Annotated in this window: 14 protein-coding genes, 3 tRNA genes and 1 rRNA gene; 6 read left to right on the top strand and 12 right to left on the bottom strand. The window is 49.9% G+C overall.

Going from position 1 to position 17,370, the window contains the following annotated elements:
• Positions 1 to 155: 155 nt before the first annotated feature.
• From SD71_RS18830 to SD71_RS18805, 6 genes are all read left to right on the top strand, one after another.
• Positions 156 to 845: a response regulator transcription factor gene (locus SD71_RS18830; RefSeq protein WP_041066692.1), complete on the top strand. Its 690-nt coding sequence runs from the start codon at positions 156 to 158 to the stop codon at positions 843 to 845.
• Entirely contained in the window at positions 833 to 2,149 is a 1,317-nt protein-coding gene (locus SD71_RS22565) for a sensor histidine kinase (RefSeq protein WP_052476416.1), read from the top strand. The genes SD71_RS18830 and SD71_RS22565 overlap by 13 nt, the downstream gene beginning before the upstream one ends.
• A 113-nt stretch (positions 2,150 to 2,262) precedes the next feature.
• The gene (locus SD71_RS18820; protein WP_041066689.1) at positions 2,263 to 2,952 is read left to right on the top strand and encodes an ABC transporter ATP-binding protein; all 690 of its coding nucleotides are present in this window, start codon (positions 2,263 to 2,265) and stop codon (positions 2,950 to 2,952) included.
• Entirely contained in the window at positions 2,949 to 5,501 is a 2,553-nt protein-coding gene (locus tag SD71_RS18815) for an ABC transporter permease (protein ID WP_041066686.1), read from the top strand. Before SD71_RS18820 ends, SD71_RS18815 begins: the two co-directional genes overlap by 4 nt.
• A 117-nt stretch (positions 5,502 to 5,618) precedes the next feature.
• A tRNA-Arg gene (locus tag SD71_RS18810) sits at positions 5,619 to 5,694 on the top strand.
• Positions 5,695 to 5,779: 85 nt separating this feature from the next.
• Positions 5,780 to 5,856, top strand: a tRNA-Pro gene (locus tag SD71_RS18805).
• 118 nt (positions 5,857 to 5,974) lie between these two features.
• On the opposite strand, the gene SD71_RS18800 is transcribed toward SD71_RS18805, so the two are convergent.
• From SD71_RS18800 to rrf, 12 genes are all read right to left on the bottom strand, one after another.
• Positions 5,975 to 7,072: a hypothetical protein gene (locus SD71_RS18800; protein ID WP_052476415.1), complete on the bottom strand. Its 1,098-nt coding sequence runs from the start codon at positions 7,070 to 7,072 to the stop codon at positions 5,975 to 5,977.
• 127 nt (positions 7,073 to 7,199) lie between these two features.
• Positions 7,200 to 8,060 (bottom strand): YitT family protein, encoded by an 861-nt coding sequence (locus tag SD71_RS18795; RefSeq protein WP_041066825.1) that lies wholly within the window; start codon positions 8,058 to 8,060, stop codon positions 7,200 to 7,202.
• A gap of 136 nt (positions 8,061 to 8,196) precedes the next feature.
• Positions 8,197 to 9,465, bottom strand: a complete 1,269-nt coding sequence (locus tag SD71_RS18790; protein ID WP_041066683.1) for a cation:proton antiporter — start codon at positions 9,463 to 9,465, stop codon at positions 8,197 to 8,199.
• Between the two features lie 6 nt (positions 9,466 to 9,471).
• Complete coding sequence (locus SD71_RS18785; protein ID WP_041066681.1) at positions 9,472 to 9,966, bottom strand: cation:proton antiporter regulatory subunit; 495 nt, start codon at positions 9,964 to 9,966, stop codon at positions 9,472 to 9,474.
• A 142-nt stretch (positions 9,967 to 10,108) separates the two neighbouring features.
• Positions 10,109 to 10,456: a hypothetical protein gene (locus SD71_RS18780; RefSeq protein ID WP_041066678.1), complete on the bottom strand. Its 348-nt coding sequence runs from the start codon at positions 10,454 to 10,456 to the stop codon at positions 10,109 to 10,111.
• A 111-nt stretch (positions 10,457 to 10,567) separates the two neighbouring features.
• Positions 10,568 to 10,656: transfer RNA gene (locus SD71_RS18775), tRNA-Ser, on the bottom strand.
• A gap of 76 nt (positions 10,657 to 10,732) precedes the next feature.
• The gene (gene serS / locus SD71_RS18770; RefSeq protein WP_041066675.1) at positions 10,733 to 12,016 is read right to left on the bottom strand and encodes a serine--tRNA ligase; all 1,284 of its coding nucleotides are present in this window, start codon (positions 12,014 to 12,016) and stop codon (positions 10,733 to 10,735) included.
• 34 nt (positions 12,017 to 12,050) lie between these two features.
• Positions 12,051 to 12,638, bottom strand: coding sequence for a pyridoxal 5'-phosphate synthase glutaminase subunit PdxT (pdxT, locus tag SD71_RS18765; protein WP_041066822.1), 588 nt, complete (start codon positions 12,636 to 12,638; stop codon positions 12,051 to 12,053).
• Between the two features lie 128 nt (positions 12,639 to 12,766).
• On the bottom strand, positions 12,767 to 13,648 hold the full coding sequence (pdxS, locus tag SD71_RS18760; protein WP_041066672.1) for a pyridoxal 5'-phosphate synthase lyase subunit PdxS: 882 nt from the start codon (positions 13,646 to 13,648) through the stop codon (positions 12,767 to 12,769).
• A gap of 76 nt (positions 13,649 to 13,724) precedes the next feature.
• Complete coding sequence (locus SD71_RS18755) at positions 13,725 to 14,978, bottom strand: D-alanyl-D-alanine carboxypeptidase family protein (protein WP_082034350.1); 1,254 nt, start codon at positions 14,976 to 14,978, stop codon at positions 13,725 to 13,727.
• A 221-nt stretch (positions 14,979 to 15,199) separates the two neighbouring features.
• Positions 15,200 to 16,657, bottom strand: coding sequence for an IMP dehydrogenase (guaB, locus tag SD71_RS18750; protein WP_041066666.1), 1,458 nt, complete (start codon positions 16,655 to 16,657; stop codon positions 15,200 to 15,202).
• A gap of 535 nt (positions 16,658 to 17,192) precedes the next feature.
• Positions 17,193 to 17,309: ribosomal RNA gene (gene rrf / locus SD71_RS18745) — 5S ribosomal RNA — on the bottom strand.
• Between the last annotated feature and the right edge of the window lie 61 nt (positions 17,310 to 17,370).

Genomic DNA, 17,370 nt, shown 5'->3' with positions numbered 1-17,370 from the left:
TTTATTATAGGACAACATTATCCAAATTTTTGTAGAAACATGTCGATCAAAAAGACCTTTTTTTAAATTTTTTTTCATTAATATGGGATTTTCTACCCATTACTCGCGATTCATTGCTGAAATTTGTCTATCTATGTACAAAGGAGTCATCGACTGTGGCGGCTAATATCTTGTTAGTTGAAGACGATGAGTCCCTTCACAGAGGGATTCAATTTACTCTGCAGCAAGAGGGTTTTCAAGTACATAGCGCGTATACCCTAGCAAAAGCTCTGACGGAAATAACAGACCATCATTTCGATCTTATTCTATTGGATGTTCAGCTGCCTGACGGCAATGGGTTTGATTTCTGCGCCGAAGTTCGGCGAAATCTGGATATTCCAATCATCTTTCTGACGGCGAGCGATCAGGAATTCGATGTTGTCAGGGGACTTGACCTGGGCGGAGACGACTATATTACGAAGCCGTTCCGGCTGCGGGAATTTGTGTCGAGAATTCAAGCGGTATTGCGCCGCCGGTCCGCCATCGGACGTGAAGAAGAAAAATCAGCGCTGATGGCGGGGAATTTAACGCTCCACGTAACTGAAATGCGATTGGAAAAAGAGACCCGCGACATTCCGCTCAGCATTACTGAATTCAGGCTGTTGTCTCTTTTTATGAGCCACCCGCGGTCGGTGATGTCTAAGGACCAGATTATTCGGCATGTTTGGCCCGACGGAGTCGAAGCGTTGGACGATAATACGGTGGCCGTCAATATCCGTCGATTGAGAGAGAAGATCGAAGATGATCCGCAGAATCCGAAGCATATACAGACCGTTCGAGGAGCCGGATACCGATGGAACGCATAGACGACCAGGATACGAGGCTCTCTCTAGCGAGACTATGGCGTAATGCGACTGTGCGCAGACAGGCTCTATTCTTGACATCCATTCTGGTTCTATCGATCATAGCGGTCTGGATCTACAGCCATGTATCAAGCGAACGCTTAAAAGAGCAATGGTTGGATCAGCAAACCGGCATGGTCGGGCGTTTGTCGGCAACTGATCCTGAAGCAGCGAAGCTATGGATAAAGTCACTCACTGCCTCCGAACCCCCGTCCTCCGAGGCGCTGGAACGGGGCCGTCAATTGATGGAACGTTACGGCCTGACCTCCGAGCTTGAGGGCCGCTGGCTGCCTGTTATTGGCGGATACCAAAGCCGCACTTTTTGGACTTTACTAGCCGGAACGGTAGTCATTATCGGTATTATCGGTTTGATGTTATTCCTTGAAGCGCGAATCCGGCTGGGAGATGTCAGAAGACTGGCCGTGTCTTTAGATAATAGCGTGAAACATAACAAGCCGATGGCATTCCGCATTTATGGCGAAGGCGAAATGGGCTTACTGGCAAACGGAGTGCAGGAGCTGACAATCCGCCTGCAGGAAACGATTGAGCAGCTTCACCGTGACAAAGCCTTTTTGAAAGATACCGTCGCCGACATTTCCCACCAGTTGAAAACACCGCTCAGCTCTTTAATCATTTATATGGACTTATTGCGGGAAGGTAAATTAACGACGGATCAAGCCGCAGAGTTCCTGGAAACATGCAGGCGGGAATTGGACCGGATGGAATGGCTGACGCTCAGCTTGCTGAAGATCGCCCGTCTGGAAGCGAATGCGCTGGAGATGAACTTAAACCAGGCATCGCTGATCGATACGGTGCGTAAAGCTGTGGACGCCGTTCGGCGGCTTGCGGACAATCAGAATATAACTCTACTGATCAACGAACCGATCAATCCGATTTGGCTGCCTCATGACCCTCAGTGGCTGGCAGAAGCGCTTGCTAATGTGGTGAAAAACGCATTGGAGCACAGCCCGCCGGAGCGCAATGTAGAAATCGGCTTCGAGCAAACTCCCGTGTTTGTCCGTGTTTACGTAAAGGATTACGGCACAGGCATTGATGAACGCGAATTGCCTCATATTTTCAAAAAGTTTTATCGTACTTCTCCGCGTGGGAGCGGCGTCGGCCTCGGCCTCCCTTTGGCCAAATCCGTTGTGGAAAAACATGGCGGAATCATCTCGGCCGCCAACCATGCTGAAAGAGGAACCATTGTCACCATAACGCTTCCTCTCCATCCTTTCCCGAGCGAATTCGCTTTCCTTACAAAACTGTAATCCTAGTATATATTGGTTTGTAAGGTTAGCGAGTTATACTGGCCACGTTGGCATGCGAACGATGGCCGGAATTTCCGGCCCCGCGACTTATGAAGCCGGAAGGATGTATACAGATGAATGTAATAAGTGTAGATGGGTTAAGCAGATCGTACGGTAAAGGAAGCACTTTGGTTCAAGCGTTAAAAGGGGTGTCCTTTTCTATCCGTCAGGGAGAGTTTGTAGCCGTTGTCGGAGCAAGCGGGTCAGGCAAAAGCACGCTTCTTCATATGCTGGGCGGGCTGGATAAGCCGACGGGCGGACATGTTCACATCGATGGAGAAGACCTGTACGGGCTCAAAGAAAAAGAACGTGCGGTATTTCGCCGCCGTAAAATCGGCTTCATCTTTCAATCCTATAATCTGATTCCCGTTCTGAACGTGGAAGAGAATATCCAATTGCCGCTGCTTCTCGATCACAGGCAGCCCGACAAAACGTATATCAATGATTTGATCCATACGCTCGGCTTGGATCAACGCCGCAAGCATCTGCCCTCCGAGCTGTCGGGCGGACAACAGCAAAGAGTGGCTATCGGACGTGCCTTGGCTTATCGCCCTGCCATCGTGCTTGCAGACGAACCCACCGGGAATCTGGACAGCGCGAACGGGCGGGAAGTGTTGGAGTTGCTGAAGCTGGCGGTGCGCCAGTATCATCAGACGGTTATCGTCATCTCCCACGATATGAATGTTGCTGCGGAAGCCGATCGCGTCTTGAGGCTTCAAGACGGGCTTCTCATAAGTGACACCTACGGGGGGAAAGGCGAATGAAAAGCTACAGCTCATTGGCGGGAAGGTACTTAAAGCAGCAGCGCAGAAAATCGATTCTTACCGTGATCGGTATCATACTTTCCGTCGCTCTGATAAGCGCACTAGGCACGATGGGACAGGCGATGAAGGACAATATGCTGTCCGAAGCCATTTATGAAAACGGCTCCTACCACTTTGCATACAAAGAACCTACTCCCGATTTATATACGAAAATAAAAGATCATGTTTTGGTTGAACGGGTGGGCATACTTCGCGAAGGAGTTCATACAGAGCTGCCGAGCGGCAATCAGATTCAGGTGGATGAGCTTGACGCAAATGCAATCCAGCTCCTGCCCATTCATTTGGATAAAGGGCGGTTCCCGCAAAGCTCGAACGAGCTTGTCGCAGAAGCATGGCTGCTTAACCAGCTGCCTGAGAAACCGCAGCTCGGAGGGTTTGCTGAGCTGTTCTCGGCTGACGGGAAGAAACAGCGCTATGAAGTGGTCGGTATTGTAAAAAATCAAAAGTACAGCCAACTTGAAGGTAAGGCGCATGCTTTCACGATGTTGACAGGCGATGAGTCTGCGATAAATGCCCGTTCGACCTTGTTCCTGACATTGAAGCCCGGTGTTGATATCAGTATTCAGATCCAGCCTTTTTCAACACTTCATACCCCATTCGATACGAACCGGCCTGTTCTGAACTATTTGGGAGAGTCTAGCGACAGCAATTTGAACCGAGCTCTTGCCATTATCTTCGGCACCTTGATCGGATTGGTTGTTCTATCGACTGTAGCGGTTATATATAACTCTTTTAACATCGCGGTTTTGGAAAGAATCCGGCAATTCGGACTGCTTAGGACACTGGGAGCGACGCCCCGGCAAATCCGGCATCTGGTCTTCCGTGAGGCTTCCACTCTCGCCGTGATCGGCATTCCGATTGGTCTTCTGCTGGGTTGGGGAGGGCTTTGGCTGACGTTATGGCTAATGACCTCAAGCGGATTTCAGATCCTTCAGATGGAGGATTTCCACCTGACATTCCATTGGTGGATTATCGGCGGAAGCATGGCCACCGCTCTTCTAGCTGTGTACTTGGCGGCTTGGCTTCCGGCGCGTAAAGCTTCGGGTGTTTCACCTGTCGATGCGGTCAGAGGAGCCGGCAGCATCGTTCGCGAATCCTATCGCAAAAACCGTTTTCCATCTTTATTGAAACTGATCGGCATCGAAGGTTCCATGGCTTCTAAAAATATCCGCAGAAATCGCGCGAAATTTCGTATTACGACCTTTTCGATTATCGTCAGCATAACTTTATTTATCGTATTTCACTTTTTCACACAGGAAGCTTTTAAATTAACGGTAAACACGAACGAGAACGACCGTATCGCCTTCGAAGTTCGGCAGACCGTTTATTCCGGGGATGAGGCGAACCCGAATAAAACAAATGATATCGTATCTCCGAAGACCGTGAAGGAAATTGCCGATATGCCGGGCGTGTATGGGGTATATGGACAATATCAATGGCCTAATACACAAGCCTTGGTTCGGCATGATGATGTCGATCAGTCCTTTCTGCAAAAAACCGAACTGGCGCTTGATGACGTAAATTGGAATGGTGAAGGCAAGAAAGTTGTGTACTCAAATCTTACTTTATATGATGATGCAAGGCTCAAAGAAGCGGCCAAATATCTCATATCCGGTACTGCAGATCCGGATAAGCTGGCGGCAGAAGATGGAGTTCTGATCGTGCAGACAGTAAAGCCGCTCGTTGACGGCGGACGGAAAAGAGAACAGATGGAGCTCACCCGTTACAAGGTTGGGGATAAATTAATCCTGATGATGGGCGTTACCGAGAACCCGACTAAGGAGAACGTTCGCGAGGTGACGGTCGCGGGAATTCTCAACCAGTCTCCTTTTAACGCGCCTTACTCTGAGCATTCACTGACGGTTATGGCAGTAAAACCGACTTTTGCTAAGTTGTTAGAGGCTGTTGCTCCTGAACAAGACGGCATTGACTACGGCACTTCCCTGATTGGTATTGAAGTCGCCTTGAAAGATGGCGCCGATCCCGAACCTATCAGGCAAAAGCTGGAAGACATTGCGAATACAGTACAGGCCGGACGATTCATTGATTACGTATCGGAACAACAAAAGGCACGTAACTTTGCTTTGCAAATGCAAATATTCGTATATGGATTTCTTTCGGTGATCGGGCTCATTGGCAGCCTCAATATTATCAATACGGTGCAGACGAACCTGCTTCTTCGCCGACGCGAGATCGGATTGCTTCAATCCGTAGGCATGACGATGAGTCAAATTCGCAAAATGGCTTCAGCGGAGGGAGTATGGTTTGGTGTCATCGGAAGCTTCTGGGGGCTTCTGCTTGGCGCCGGTATCAGTTACTTTCTGCACATGCAGCTCAGCAACGTTCAAGGGCTGCCGTTCGCGTTCCCATGGGGCGGCGCTCTGATTGCCTGCGGTATTGCACTGGCTGTCGGCTTGCTTTCCGTACAAGGCCCGCTGCGGCGCATGGCCAAAGCCAACTTAATCGAAGAACTGCGTGAAGAAGCTTAACATTGCACAATAGGGCGGTCCTCTCCAAGTCTGTTTCGACCGGGGGCCGCCCTTTGGATTGTTTCACGTAATTTCTAGGTTTTCGAGGCCGGTTTGTGTTATAATAAAAGGCATTGTGGCCCCGTAGCTCAGCGGATAGAGCAACGGTTTCCTAAACCGCAGGTCGCACGTTCAATTCGTGTCGGGGCCGCCAATATTTACAATGTACAAACCCCTTCACAATTAGAATTGTCGGTGCTATAATTGATTTCATTCGCTGTCATAACAGCTCATATTTTCGGGACGTAGCTCAGCTTGGTAGAGCACCTGGTTTGGGACCAGGGGGTCGCATGTTCGAATCGTGTCGTCCCGACCATCATCACGATAATAAAACGGATCTCGCATTTGCGGGATCCGCTTTTTTTATTTGTCTGGATATTAAAAAAACCCCCGCCAACCGGCGGGGGAGTAACTGATAAGCTCCGAATGCTTTTTTACATTGAAGGAGTTGCCGTATCGGCGCCGAACATGCCGCCCATTTGTTTATTCATCTCGTCCATCGTAATGATGCTGTCGCCTTTAGGTTCGCCGACTTCGAACTTCACTTCTTTGTTAATGTTGTTCATTTGGCTGACGGTTTTGAGCGTAAAGTTCCCGCTCTGGCCTTCGATATCAAGAGCAGCCTTGATGGTAGCGTCATAGTAAGTCGGGAAGTCTTTCTTATCGATACCGATGTTAGAAGTGATTTCTAACGTCTTGATCACTTTTTTCATTTCTTCCAGACCTTTGTTCAAGTTCTCGCCTTGTACTTCCTTCAGGCCTTCTTTGGCAGCATCGATGTCTTCCGCCTTCATGCCAAGCATGTCACGATATTCTGTGTTTTTGGAAATCGCATCGATGATTTCTGGAGCAATCTTCTCGACGATCGTTTTCAGGAAGGGCTCAAGCTTCGCTTTATCCAGATTGAAACGTACCACTTGATTGACTTCCGCATCTTCCGGCAACCCGGCATCCTTCACTTTTACAGAAGTAAGATACGTTTTTTCATCCAAGTGTTTGAACACAATCGCAAGCATATCGTTCACAAATTTCTGCTGTTTAGCGACATCGAGATTCGGCAGCGGTTCCCCGGCGTCCTCAGCGAGCTTCTTAAGATCGATTTCCAGGAACTTGCCTACTACCGTCTCCGGGATAGGCAGCATTGGAATGCTCGGAATTTTGATCCAAATCTTCTCTTTGTTCATCACGATCGGTACTGAAAAATTAATAGCCATATCGCCTTTCAGCGCAAGCTGCATATTGATTTCCATAAGCATCGGATCTGCACGGTAAGCGCCGGTCCAAGTCAATTCCGCATTCTTGAACGTGTTCAGCATTGCAGCTGATTCTTCAGCACTCATGCCTTCCTGCGGGAAATTGATATCCTCGAACTTTGCGCTTCCTTTGAAACTATAAGACTTCATATCAGACGATTTCGACATAGAAGCTTGAAGCGCTTCTTTCGGCGATTTCGAGCTGCTGCAGCCACTGAGGACAACCGCCACTGCCAACACTAACGACAGTATAGCGAAACCTGTTTTACCCTTGAACAAAATGCAAAAACCCCTCTCCCAATCTGAAAATAATTCCCTTTCAAACAAACTTCATTGTATCTTAATTTCAGGCATGCGAAAAGACTTTCTTTACTAAAAATCAGTTAAAATGAATGGATATTAATGGTTAATGAATGTCTTTCTTTTTGAAGCGGCCGCCCCTTACATCATGGATGTTCCCGATAGCCAGAAAGGCTTGCGGATCCAGCTCCGTAACGATTGATTTAAGCTTTGCTTCCTCCAGACGGGTGATGACGCAGAAAATGACTTTTTTGTCGTCTCCGCTGTACCCGCCTTCTCCATGAAGCAGCGTGATCCCGCGGCCGAGGCGGTCTGCAATAGCCTGTCCGATATCCTTGTAGTTATCGCTGATGATCCAGCACGACTTCGACTCGTCAAATCCGGTCAGCGTTAAGTCGATGACCTTGAATGCAATGTAGTAGGCGATCATAGAGAACATGGCCCGATCCCAGCTATACACAAACCCTGCGCTCGCCAGTATGAAGAAGTTGATGAACATAACGGTCTCGCCGACTGAGAATGGCGACCTTTTGTTCGAAAGGATGGCTACGATCTCCGTTCCGTCGAGCGAGCCTCCCGCACGGATAACGATTCCGGTTCCCGCTCCGAGCAGGATGCCTCCGAAGACAGTTACCAGCAAGATATCTTCTGTAAAAGGAGGTACGGGATGCAGCAGCGTAGTCGTTATCGACAACACGATAACTCCTAATAGAGTCGACAGGGCAAATGTTTTGCCGATCGCCCGGTAACCGACGATAAGAAAAGGGAGATTGAGCAGCGTCAGGAAAACCCCGATCGGCAAGCCGGATAACGTTGAAGACATGATGGAGATACCGGTAATGCCGCCATCAATGACGGAGTTGGGCACGAGGAATATTTCCAATGCTACGCCCACCAGAACGGCACCCAATACAATGAAAAAGATCCGCCTGGCAATCTCCAAGGGGGTGAGCTTGTGATGGCGCATCGTTCGTTTCGGCTTAGAAGCCTCAGGTGGAAGTCGTTTCGAGGATGACCTGGGTTTCTTTGTTTCGAGATGCGTCACTAAACTTCCTCCCATGAAACCATTTGTTCTAATTATATCAGGAAATGGTCTCGTAGGTTTAAGGGTTGGAATCTTCTATTTGTCGTGACGAAGGCACCTCTTTGGCCTGTGCTTTCACTTCTTCTCTCCGGCCGGACGGTTTTTTAAATTTGAATACTTTATCCACCAATTTGTATATGGCTTTCGATTCTTTAGTCAGAAGCGGCCCGAGAATGGCTAAGATCAATACGTATAACGCGGAAAACGGCTGCAAAATAGCGGCTAATCCCCCGGCTCTGCCCAAGTTGGCCATGATGATCGAAAATTCACCCCGGGAAACGATCGTTAAACCGATGTTGGCGGAAGCTTTTGGAGATAATCCTGCGGTTCTGCCTGCCCACATTCCTGCAGCCAAGTTACCGATGAGCGTGACGATTGCAGCTCCGATGGATAACCATGCGGCCTGGCCAAGCGTGTACGGATCGATCGATAATCCGAAGCTGAAAAAGAAAATCGCCCCAAAAAAGTCCCTGAACGGAATAACAAGACGTTCTATTCGATTCTGATGTTCTGTTTCAGCCAGCACCAGACCAACCAGCAAAGCACCTATCGCTTCCGCAACATGGATCGTTTCCGAAAAACCGGCAATCAGAAACAGAATGGAAAATACGACAAGAGTAAAAATCTCATGTGAGCGGATGTTCAGCAAACGATTCAAGTACGGCACTATTTTCCGCCCCACAATGATTAACAAAAGCATGTAGCCCAATGCCACACCTGCAGACAGCAGCACTCCTCCGAGAGTAGTCGACCCGCTGAGTACAAGACCGGAGACAACCGAGATGTACACGGCCAGAAACACGTCTTCGAACATAATGATTCCGAGGATCATCTCAGTCTCGGGATTCGCAGTCCTTTTCAAATCCACAAGAACTTTGGCCACGATGGCACTGGATGAAATCGTTGTAATGCCGGCGACAATTAAGATTTCCAAAAATTCAAAACCCGTTATCCAACCATATAGAACGCCTAACGTGAAATTAAGCATTATGTATATGGTGCCGCCCACGGCAATGGAACGTCCCGATTTGATGAGACGGCCCACGGAGAATTCGAGTCCCAGATAGAACAACAGGAACAAGACTCCGATTCTCCCCATAAACTCAATAATTGGAGCACTTTCGATGAAAGTCAGGTCAAAGTAACCGAAGTGAGGAGCATGAGGGCCGACTGCCATACCGATTAATATATAAAAAGGAATGACGGACGTGCGAATTTTTGTCGACAATAGACCTACTGCGGCGATTAAAGTAATGGCCAGCCCAACTTGCAGTACGATGTGATCCATACGGCACTAGCCACCACCGTTCATCAGAAGTTGTTTGAAGCTGTTCAGATTTTTCCGTTCTCCGGCAACAATCAAGGTCGATTCGGCTTGTACAACATAATCGGCACCTGGAGTGATATGTTTCCGCCCGTTTCTTTCTATAGCCGCTATAATCGAGGCGCCGGTGTTGGGACGCACTTCCAAATCCGCAAGGGACTGACCGATGGCTTTCGCATTGGGCTGCACTTTATACCATTCGATCAACAAATCATCCATTGCGACTTCGATCGTCTCCAACGCTTGAGGCTTGTAAGTCATGCCGCCGACAATGCTGGCCACGAGTCTGGATTCGTCATCGTCCAGGGTAACACTCGATATGCTGTCGTCGGGATCCTCGTGATCGAAGTGATACATTTCTCTTCGGCCGTCATCATGAATGATGATGACCAATTTGTCGCCGCTTCTTGCTTCTACTTGATATTTTTTGCCTATACCCGGCAAATCGCATTCGCGAATATTCATATGTGCCTGGTCCTCCCTTATATTGTTTTGATATGAATTATAAGTATATCATAGCGTTGTAACTGTGCTCAAAGCGTGAGACTCTTACTGTTAGTAGGAATACGGCAAAGGCCCGGCCATCAGCCGGGCCTTTGAATTTGTTCTAAATATGGGTAAAAGAATGGAGCTGCTGCGCGCACTCATGCAAGTGCCGGCGATAATCTTCGATGAGCCCCTGCATGATTTCATTTGTTTCGTCTACCGTCTGTCCGTCTTTTTCCGCATCTGTGAGCTGTACATCGATTTCACGGCTGTCCACATAGCGTACGGCGAAATCAAACTCATACATCTGCCGGCCGGCACAGTCAATATGTACTCTCAGAGTACTCGGGTCGGCCTCATCTGCTCTCACTTCAGCCGAATCTCCGTTATTCAGGCATCTGGGCAGAATTTCCCCCCATGCGTCAACAAGGTCTTCCTGCGGTACCCTAAGCTCATCATTACTCGACATATAACGAACACCTCCAAGTTTAGGTTGACCTGACGCCTCCTTCTTATGCACGACTTCATGAACGCAAAAAAACCGACCCACATACGGATCGGTTGCAAATTGTAATAGGTATGGCGGAGAGGGTGGGATTCGAACCCACGTGGGCTTGCACCCTAACGGTTTTCAAGACCGCCCCGTTATGACCGCTTCGGTACCTCTCCAGGCTGGCAGCCGGGGAATCCATGAAGCTCCTATCCAAGCATGCCAAATTATCATAACATAAGGGGCCTTCAGACATCAAGCCCGCGGCGAGATGTAATTAATGCCACCCATGTAGGGACGCAGAACTTCAGGCACCTCAATCGTTCCGTCTGCCTGTTGATAATTTTCAATGATCGCCGCGACGGTTCGCCCAAGCGCAAGTCCTGAGCCATTCAATGTGTGCACGAATTCAGGCTTCGCACCTTGCTCGGGACGATAGCGGATCGCCGCCCGGCGAGCTTGAAAATCCTCAAAGTTCGTACATGACGAGATCTCGCGATAGGTGCCTGCGCTTGGCAGCCACACTTCCAGATCATAGGTTTTAGCTGAGCCGAAGCCCATATCTCCCGTGCAAAGCGCGAGCACCCGATAGGGCAAGCCCAACAGCTGCAGTACGCGTTCAGCATGCCCGGTGAGCTCTTCCAACACCTCATACGATCGCTCAGGAGCAACCAACTGCACAAGCTCCACCTTATTGAACTGGTGCTGTCTGATGAGCCCGCGCGTATCGCGTCCCGCAGCGCCGGCTTCGGACCGGAAACATGCGCTGTAGGCGACAAACCTCTTCGGCAGACCTTCTGCCGACAGAATCTCGTCCCTGTAATAGTTGGTAACCGGAACTTCGGCTGTGGGAATGAGGAAATAGTCCGTTCCTTCGACCTTGAACAATTCTTCGGCGAATTTCGGAAGCTGTCCCGTTCCGATGAGACTGTCCCGGTTAACCAGATAAGGAGGCAGCACTTCTTCATAGTCATGCCGGTCGGCATGCAAGTCCATCATGAAGTTAATGAGCGCGCGTTCCAGTCTTGCACCCAAACCTTTGTAAAATACAAAGCGCGACCCTGTTACTTTAGCCGCCGCCTCGAAATCCAGAATGCCCAGTTCCGTTGCCAAATCCCAGTGCGCCTTCGGCTCGTAATCGAATTCACGGGGCTGACCCGACTTCCGCAGCTCTACGTTATCGGCTTCGGAGGCACCGACAGGCACCGTCTCATGAGGGATATTCGGAATGGTCAGCAGCATGTTGTCCAGCTCCGCATCGAGCTCGCGCACTTGCTCGTCCAACTGCTTGATGCGGTCATTTACATCGCGCATTTCGGCAATGAGGTCGTCAGCGTTACCGCCGCTTTTCTTTAGCTTTGCCACTTCCTGCGAGACAAGATTGCGCCGGTTTTTCAGCTGGTCGCTCTCCGTAAGCTTCTCGCGGCGGCTGGCGTCTAACCTTGGAAAATCCGCGATCAATTCTTGCGAAGCGCCGCGGTTGCGTAAAGCCGTTGCCACTTTCTCATAATCGTTACGGAGCAATTTGATATCCAACATAGAGATAAACCCCTTTTCCCGTAAAGGGATGGTCTTATTTCGTCTTGCGTTGTGCAGCTTTCCATGCCATATCGATGAAAAGCTCATGAAGACGGTAATCGTCCGTTAACTCGGGATGATAGGAGGATGCAAGCAAGTTCCCTTGGCGAGCCGTGACGATTTCTCCTTGATATGAGGATAAAACCTCCACGTCTTGTCCTACTTCTTTAATGAGCGGTGCACGAATAAAGACAGCTCTTAGCGGAGTTTCTATGCCCTTCACGTCCAGGTCGGTTTCGAAGCTTTCACGCTGCCGTCCGAAAGCATTACGCGCTACCGTCATATCCATTAACCCCAAATGCGGCTCTTCGCCGCCTTCCAGCCGTTCCGCCAAAACGATCAAGCCGGCGCAGGTGCCGAATACCGCTTTGCCGGCGTTCGCGTAGTCCCGAATCGCTTCGATGAAACCGTACTTACGCATCAGTTTGCCGATTGTGGTGCTTTCTCCGCCGGGAATAATAAGCCCGTCAATGTCAGCGAGTTGTTCCGTCTTTTTGACGGCGACCCCTTCCGCGCCGGCCAACTGAATGCTTCGAATATGTTCGGCAACCGCCCCTTGCAGCGCCAGTACTCCGATGTTCATATCCGTTCCTTCTTTCGCAATCTTGTGAAAATCGGCAGCGGCTTCCTTCGGCACATAGTGCCGCATGGAAGCCGCTTGATGGTTAATCGTGTTACGAGACCAGCAAGTTCGACTTGCTAAGGTACTGTTTAGATACCGCGATCCTGCATCCGTTGGGAAGCTTCGAGCTTGGAAATTTCAATCCCTTTCATCGGTGTACCAAGATCCTTGGATACGCGGGCAATCAGTTCATAATCTTCATAATGCGTTGTCGCTTCTACAATGGCACGCGCAAATTTCTCGGGGCTGTCGGATTTAAAAATACCGGAGCCGACGAACACGCCGTCTGCGCCCAAATGCATCATCAAAGCGGCATCTGAAGGTGTGGCGACGCCTCCCGCCGCGAAGTTAACAACCGGCAAGCTTCCGGATTCGTGTACACCCAGCAACAAATCGTATGGAACGCCCAAAGTTTTGGCTTCATGGTACAGCTCATCCTTGGACAAATTCTGGATCTTCCGGATTTGTCCTGTAATGATGCGCATATGCCGAACCGCCTCAACGATATTTCCCGTTCCCGGCTCGCCTTTCGTGCGGAGCATGGATGCACCTTCTTGAATACGGCGCAAAGCTTCGCCGAGATCCTTAGCACCGCAAACAAAAGGAATGGTGAACTGCGTCTTGTCAAGATGATACACTTCATCCGCCGGGGTGAGCACTTCGCTCTCATCGATGTAATCGACGCCCAGTGATTCCAGAACTTTTGCTTCCACAAAGTGCCCGATTCGCGCTTTGGCCATAACCGGAATGCTGACCACGTTCATGACTTGCTCAACGATTTCCGGTGTGGCCATTCTGGCGACCCCGCCGGCCGCACGGATATCGGACGGCACTCTTTCAAGCGCCATAACCGCCGTTGCTCCGGCAGCTTCCGCGATTTTGGCTTGCTCGGCGTTCATGACGTCCATGATGACGCCGCCTTTTTGCATTTCGGCCATGCCGCGTTTGACTCTCGAAGTACCCGTTTCCATTTTATCCTGCCTCCCGAAGATTCTAACCATTAATTTACCATGAATTGTCGTATATAGACAACCGTACGGTCGGGATTTAGAACAGATTCACAACCCCGTTAAATAAGCCGACGAAAAAGTCTTTGATCGCGCGGAACATGAGCCTCCACCAACTGGCCTTATCCACATCTTCCGCAGCGATGAGATCAACCGAGATCGTCTTGTTCTGGTCGGTTGAAGGATCTTTATATTTGTATGTCACCGTACCCACCTTATCTCCGGTTTTCACCGGAGCCATCAGCGGATCTTGAGTGGCCTTGACTTCCTGCACTTCAGGTTGCACAGCTTTCCCTTTCGGGATGAGAACCGTTATGTCGCTGGCCGTTACGACAGGCAGCTTCGTGGAAACACCTTTCTTCACCGCCAAAGTTTCATGTTCAGGAACAGCCGCTTTGGCCTCAATGATCGTCTTTTTCTCGAAGTTGTTGAATCCGTAGTCGAACAGCTTCGCGGTTTCCAAGAAACGCTTGCCGTCCGTTGTGGAACCTGGAACACCCATTACAACAGCGATAAGACGTGTACCGTTGCGAAGGGCCGTTCCTGTAAAGCAATTGCCCGCTTTGCTGGTGTGCCCTGTTTTCAGTCCGTCTACACCTTCATATGCGAACTTGCGCAGAGATTCATTATTCTTGTTGGAGCCCAGCATCCAGTTCCAGTTGTCCATCGGTTTCGCGTCGCGCTCGCGGAATTTGTACTTTTGAATTTTGGCCGTTTCCAAGAACTCCGGCTCTTCTTTAAGTATTGCATAAGCCAATAGCGCGGCATCCTGTGCGGACATGACCGTTTCGCCTGCAATAGAGGCCGGGCGATATTTCTCAGGCATATCGGCACGATCCAGCCCTGTCGAGTTAATAAAATTAGCATTTTTCATGCCAAGTTTCTTGGCGGTCTCGTTCATGAGCTTAGCAAATTCTTCTTCGGAGCCGGCGACTGATTCAGCCAATTGCGCCGTAGCGTCATTAGCCGAGCCGACCGCCATTGCGATGTAAAGTTCTTTAATCGTATGTTGATCTCCTTCAGCGAGGAAAATACGGCTGCCGATCTGCTTGGAGGCATTCTCGCCGACCTTCACCGTTTGATCCCAACTGAGCTTGCCCTCTTTCACAGCTTTAGAGACGAGATACTCGGTCATCATTTTAGCCATGCTGGCAGGGGGTAAAGCAAGTTCCGAGTTATATTGATACAATACCTGTCCGCTTTCAGCATCCATAAGGATTGCCGATTCGGCTTGAAGCTGAACCGCGCCTTCGGTCCGCGGCGCGGCTGACACTGCCGCAGCCAGAACGTACATAGAGAACAGATTAAGCAGAACAACTAAAGCGACGAACCGTTTCGACAGAATGATGGACGACGGAACAATAGATGATGGCGATTCAACGCGTTCTCTCCCTTTTTATAACATATTACGAAAAAACATTACGTCCTATTGTAACATAGGCTCCACGAAGGAAAAAGCCGCAGGCACAGTTAATTCCTGCCTGCGGCTCGGCTGTTTCGCCGTCCATTAAAATCTTATAATGAATAGTTCGGCGCTTCTTTCGTGATGAGCACGTCGTGCGGATGACTTTCCCGTAAGCCCGCGCCGGTAATGCGCACGAATTGCGTATCGTTTTTCAGTTCCTCTATTGTAGCGGTGCCGCAATATCCCATACCGGACCGAAGTCCGCCCATCAACTGATGTATGGTGTCCTTGAGCGGACCTTTGTAAGGAACACGTCCTTCGATGCCTTCCGGAACGAGCTTGCTTGCATCCTCCTGGAAATATCGGTCTTTGCTGCCCTCTTTCATGGCGCCGATGGAGCCCATTCCCCGGTAAGATTTGAAGCGGCGCCCTTGGTAAATCTCCGATTCCCCAGGGCTTTCTTCCGTGCCGGCGAACAAGCTTCCCATCATCACACAGCTTGCTCCGGCGGCGATCGCTTTGGTCACTTCCCCGGAGTACTTGATTCCGCCGTCAGCGATGATCGGTATATTATATTCGCGTGCTACAGTTGCACAATCATATATTGCCGTAATTTGAGGTACGCCGATGCCTGCAATGACTCGCGTGGTGCAAATCGAGCCCGGGCCGATTCCTACTTTGACAACAGATGCGCCGGCTTCAATGAGTTCTCTTGTGCCTTCACCGGTTGCAACATTACCAGCTACAATGGTTAACTCCGGATATCGCTCCCTAAGATTTCGAACCATATTGACAATGTTAACATGATGCCCATGTGCCGAATCCACCACCAGTACGTCGATGCCCGCGTCGACTAAAGCTTGCGACCGTTCAAAGGTGTCTTTGGAGACACCGACAGCAGCGCCTACAAGGAGCCGGCCTTGGCTGTCTTTCGCCGCATGCGGGAATTGGATGGCCTTTTCGATGTCTTTAATGGTAATTAAGCCTTTAAGCGTGTTGGTCTCGTCGACCAGCGGAAGCTTCTCGATCTTATACTTCTGCAACAGCCCTTCCGCTTGCTCCAAAGTCGTACCTACGGGCGCGGTTACCAGGTTGTCCCGAGTCATGACTTCACTGATTTTAATGGAGTAATCATGCACGAAGCGGAGATCGCGGTTCGTCAGAATCCCGACCAGCTTACCTGCTTCATTCACAATCGGCACACCCGAGATGCGATATTTGCCCATTAACTCTTCCGCATCGTAAACATGATGATCAGGTGTCAGTGAGAACGGGTTGGTGATGACTCCGCTCTCCGACCGCTTCACGCGATCCACTTCCTCTGCTTGCTGCGCGACGGACATGTTTTTGTGAATGATGCCCAGTCCACCTTCACGAGCGATCGCAATGGCTAAAGCCGCCTCAGTCACAGTATCCATTCCAGCACTCATCAAAGGAATATTCAGTTTCACCGTAGGGCTGAGCACTGTTGACACGTTGACGTCCCTAGGTAAAATGGATGATTTCCGGGGAACAAGCAATACGTCGTCAAAAGTGAGACCTTCCTTGGCGAATTTGTTTTGCCACACGTGCTTTTACCCCCTTTGCCGTCGTCTCTGCGGCAAGCTGTCCGATTGATTATGGCAATCTTAGCAGAGGCACCATAGGCTGTCAAGCATCGCAAAACCGCGAAAACCCTTGCTGTGTAAGCGTTTCTGATGGACAGCTCAATGTCAGAGTATCATGTAGTTGATTAAGCGGGAGATGAATTTTTCACCCAGTCAGCGCTTTTTTCTGAAGTCTCCGCACACGATATATGGCTATTGTGTACAACAAACGAAATTCTGTTGAGCTAAAGGGCATGGGAAAACAAGGTAGAAGTTTGGCAATCGGGCCATTCATCAGCGGTCTGTGATCCGTTCGCAGATGGCAGCATATATAGCTGGCGTCAGGCCCGTTAATCGGAGCTGTGAGGATACCGACGCGATGCTTTTGAACATATAGCGGGACTGTGGTGCGTAAGCAGGCAGATTTTGTGAATATGTATTCAAGTAGCGGGTGTCAGGCCCGTTAATTTGAGACGTAATGAAAAAGACACCTCAGATGAAGGTGTCTTTGCTTTTTGCCCGGCAACGTCCTACTCTCCCAGGACCCTGCGGTCCAAGTACCATCGGCGCTGGAGGTCTTAACGGTCGTGTTCGGTATGGGAACGCGTGGAACCCCTCCGCCATTATTACCAGACAGTTGCTGCAGGAAGCAATGCACGGCATTGCAAAGCAGACTTGTACAAGGCTTGCGCCTA

The organism is Cohnella kolymensis, assembly GCF_000829465.1.
GTDB classification, from domain to species: Bacteria; Bacillota; Bacilli; order Paenibacillales; family Paenibacillaceae; genus Cohnella; species Cohnella kolymensis.
This window is presented reverse-complemented; position numbering and strand designations above follow the sequence as displayed.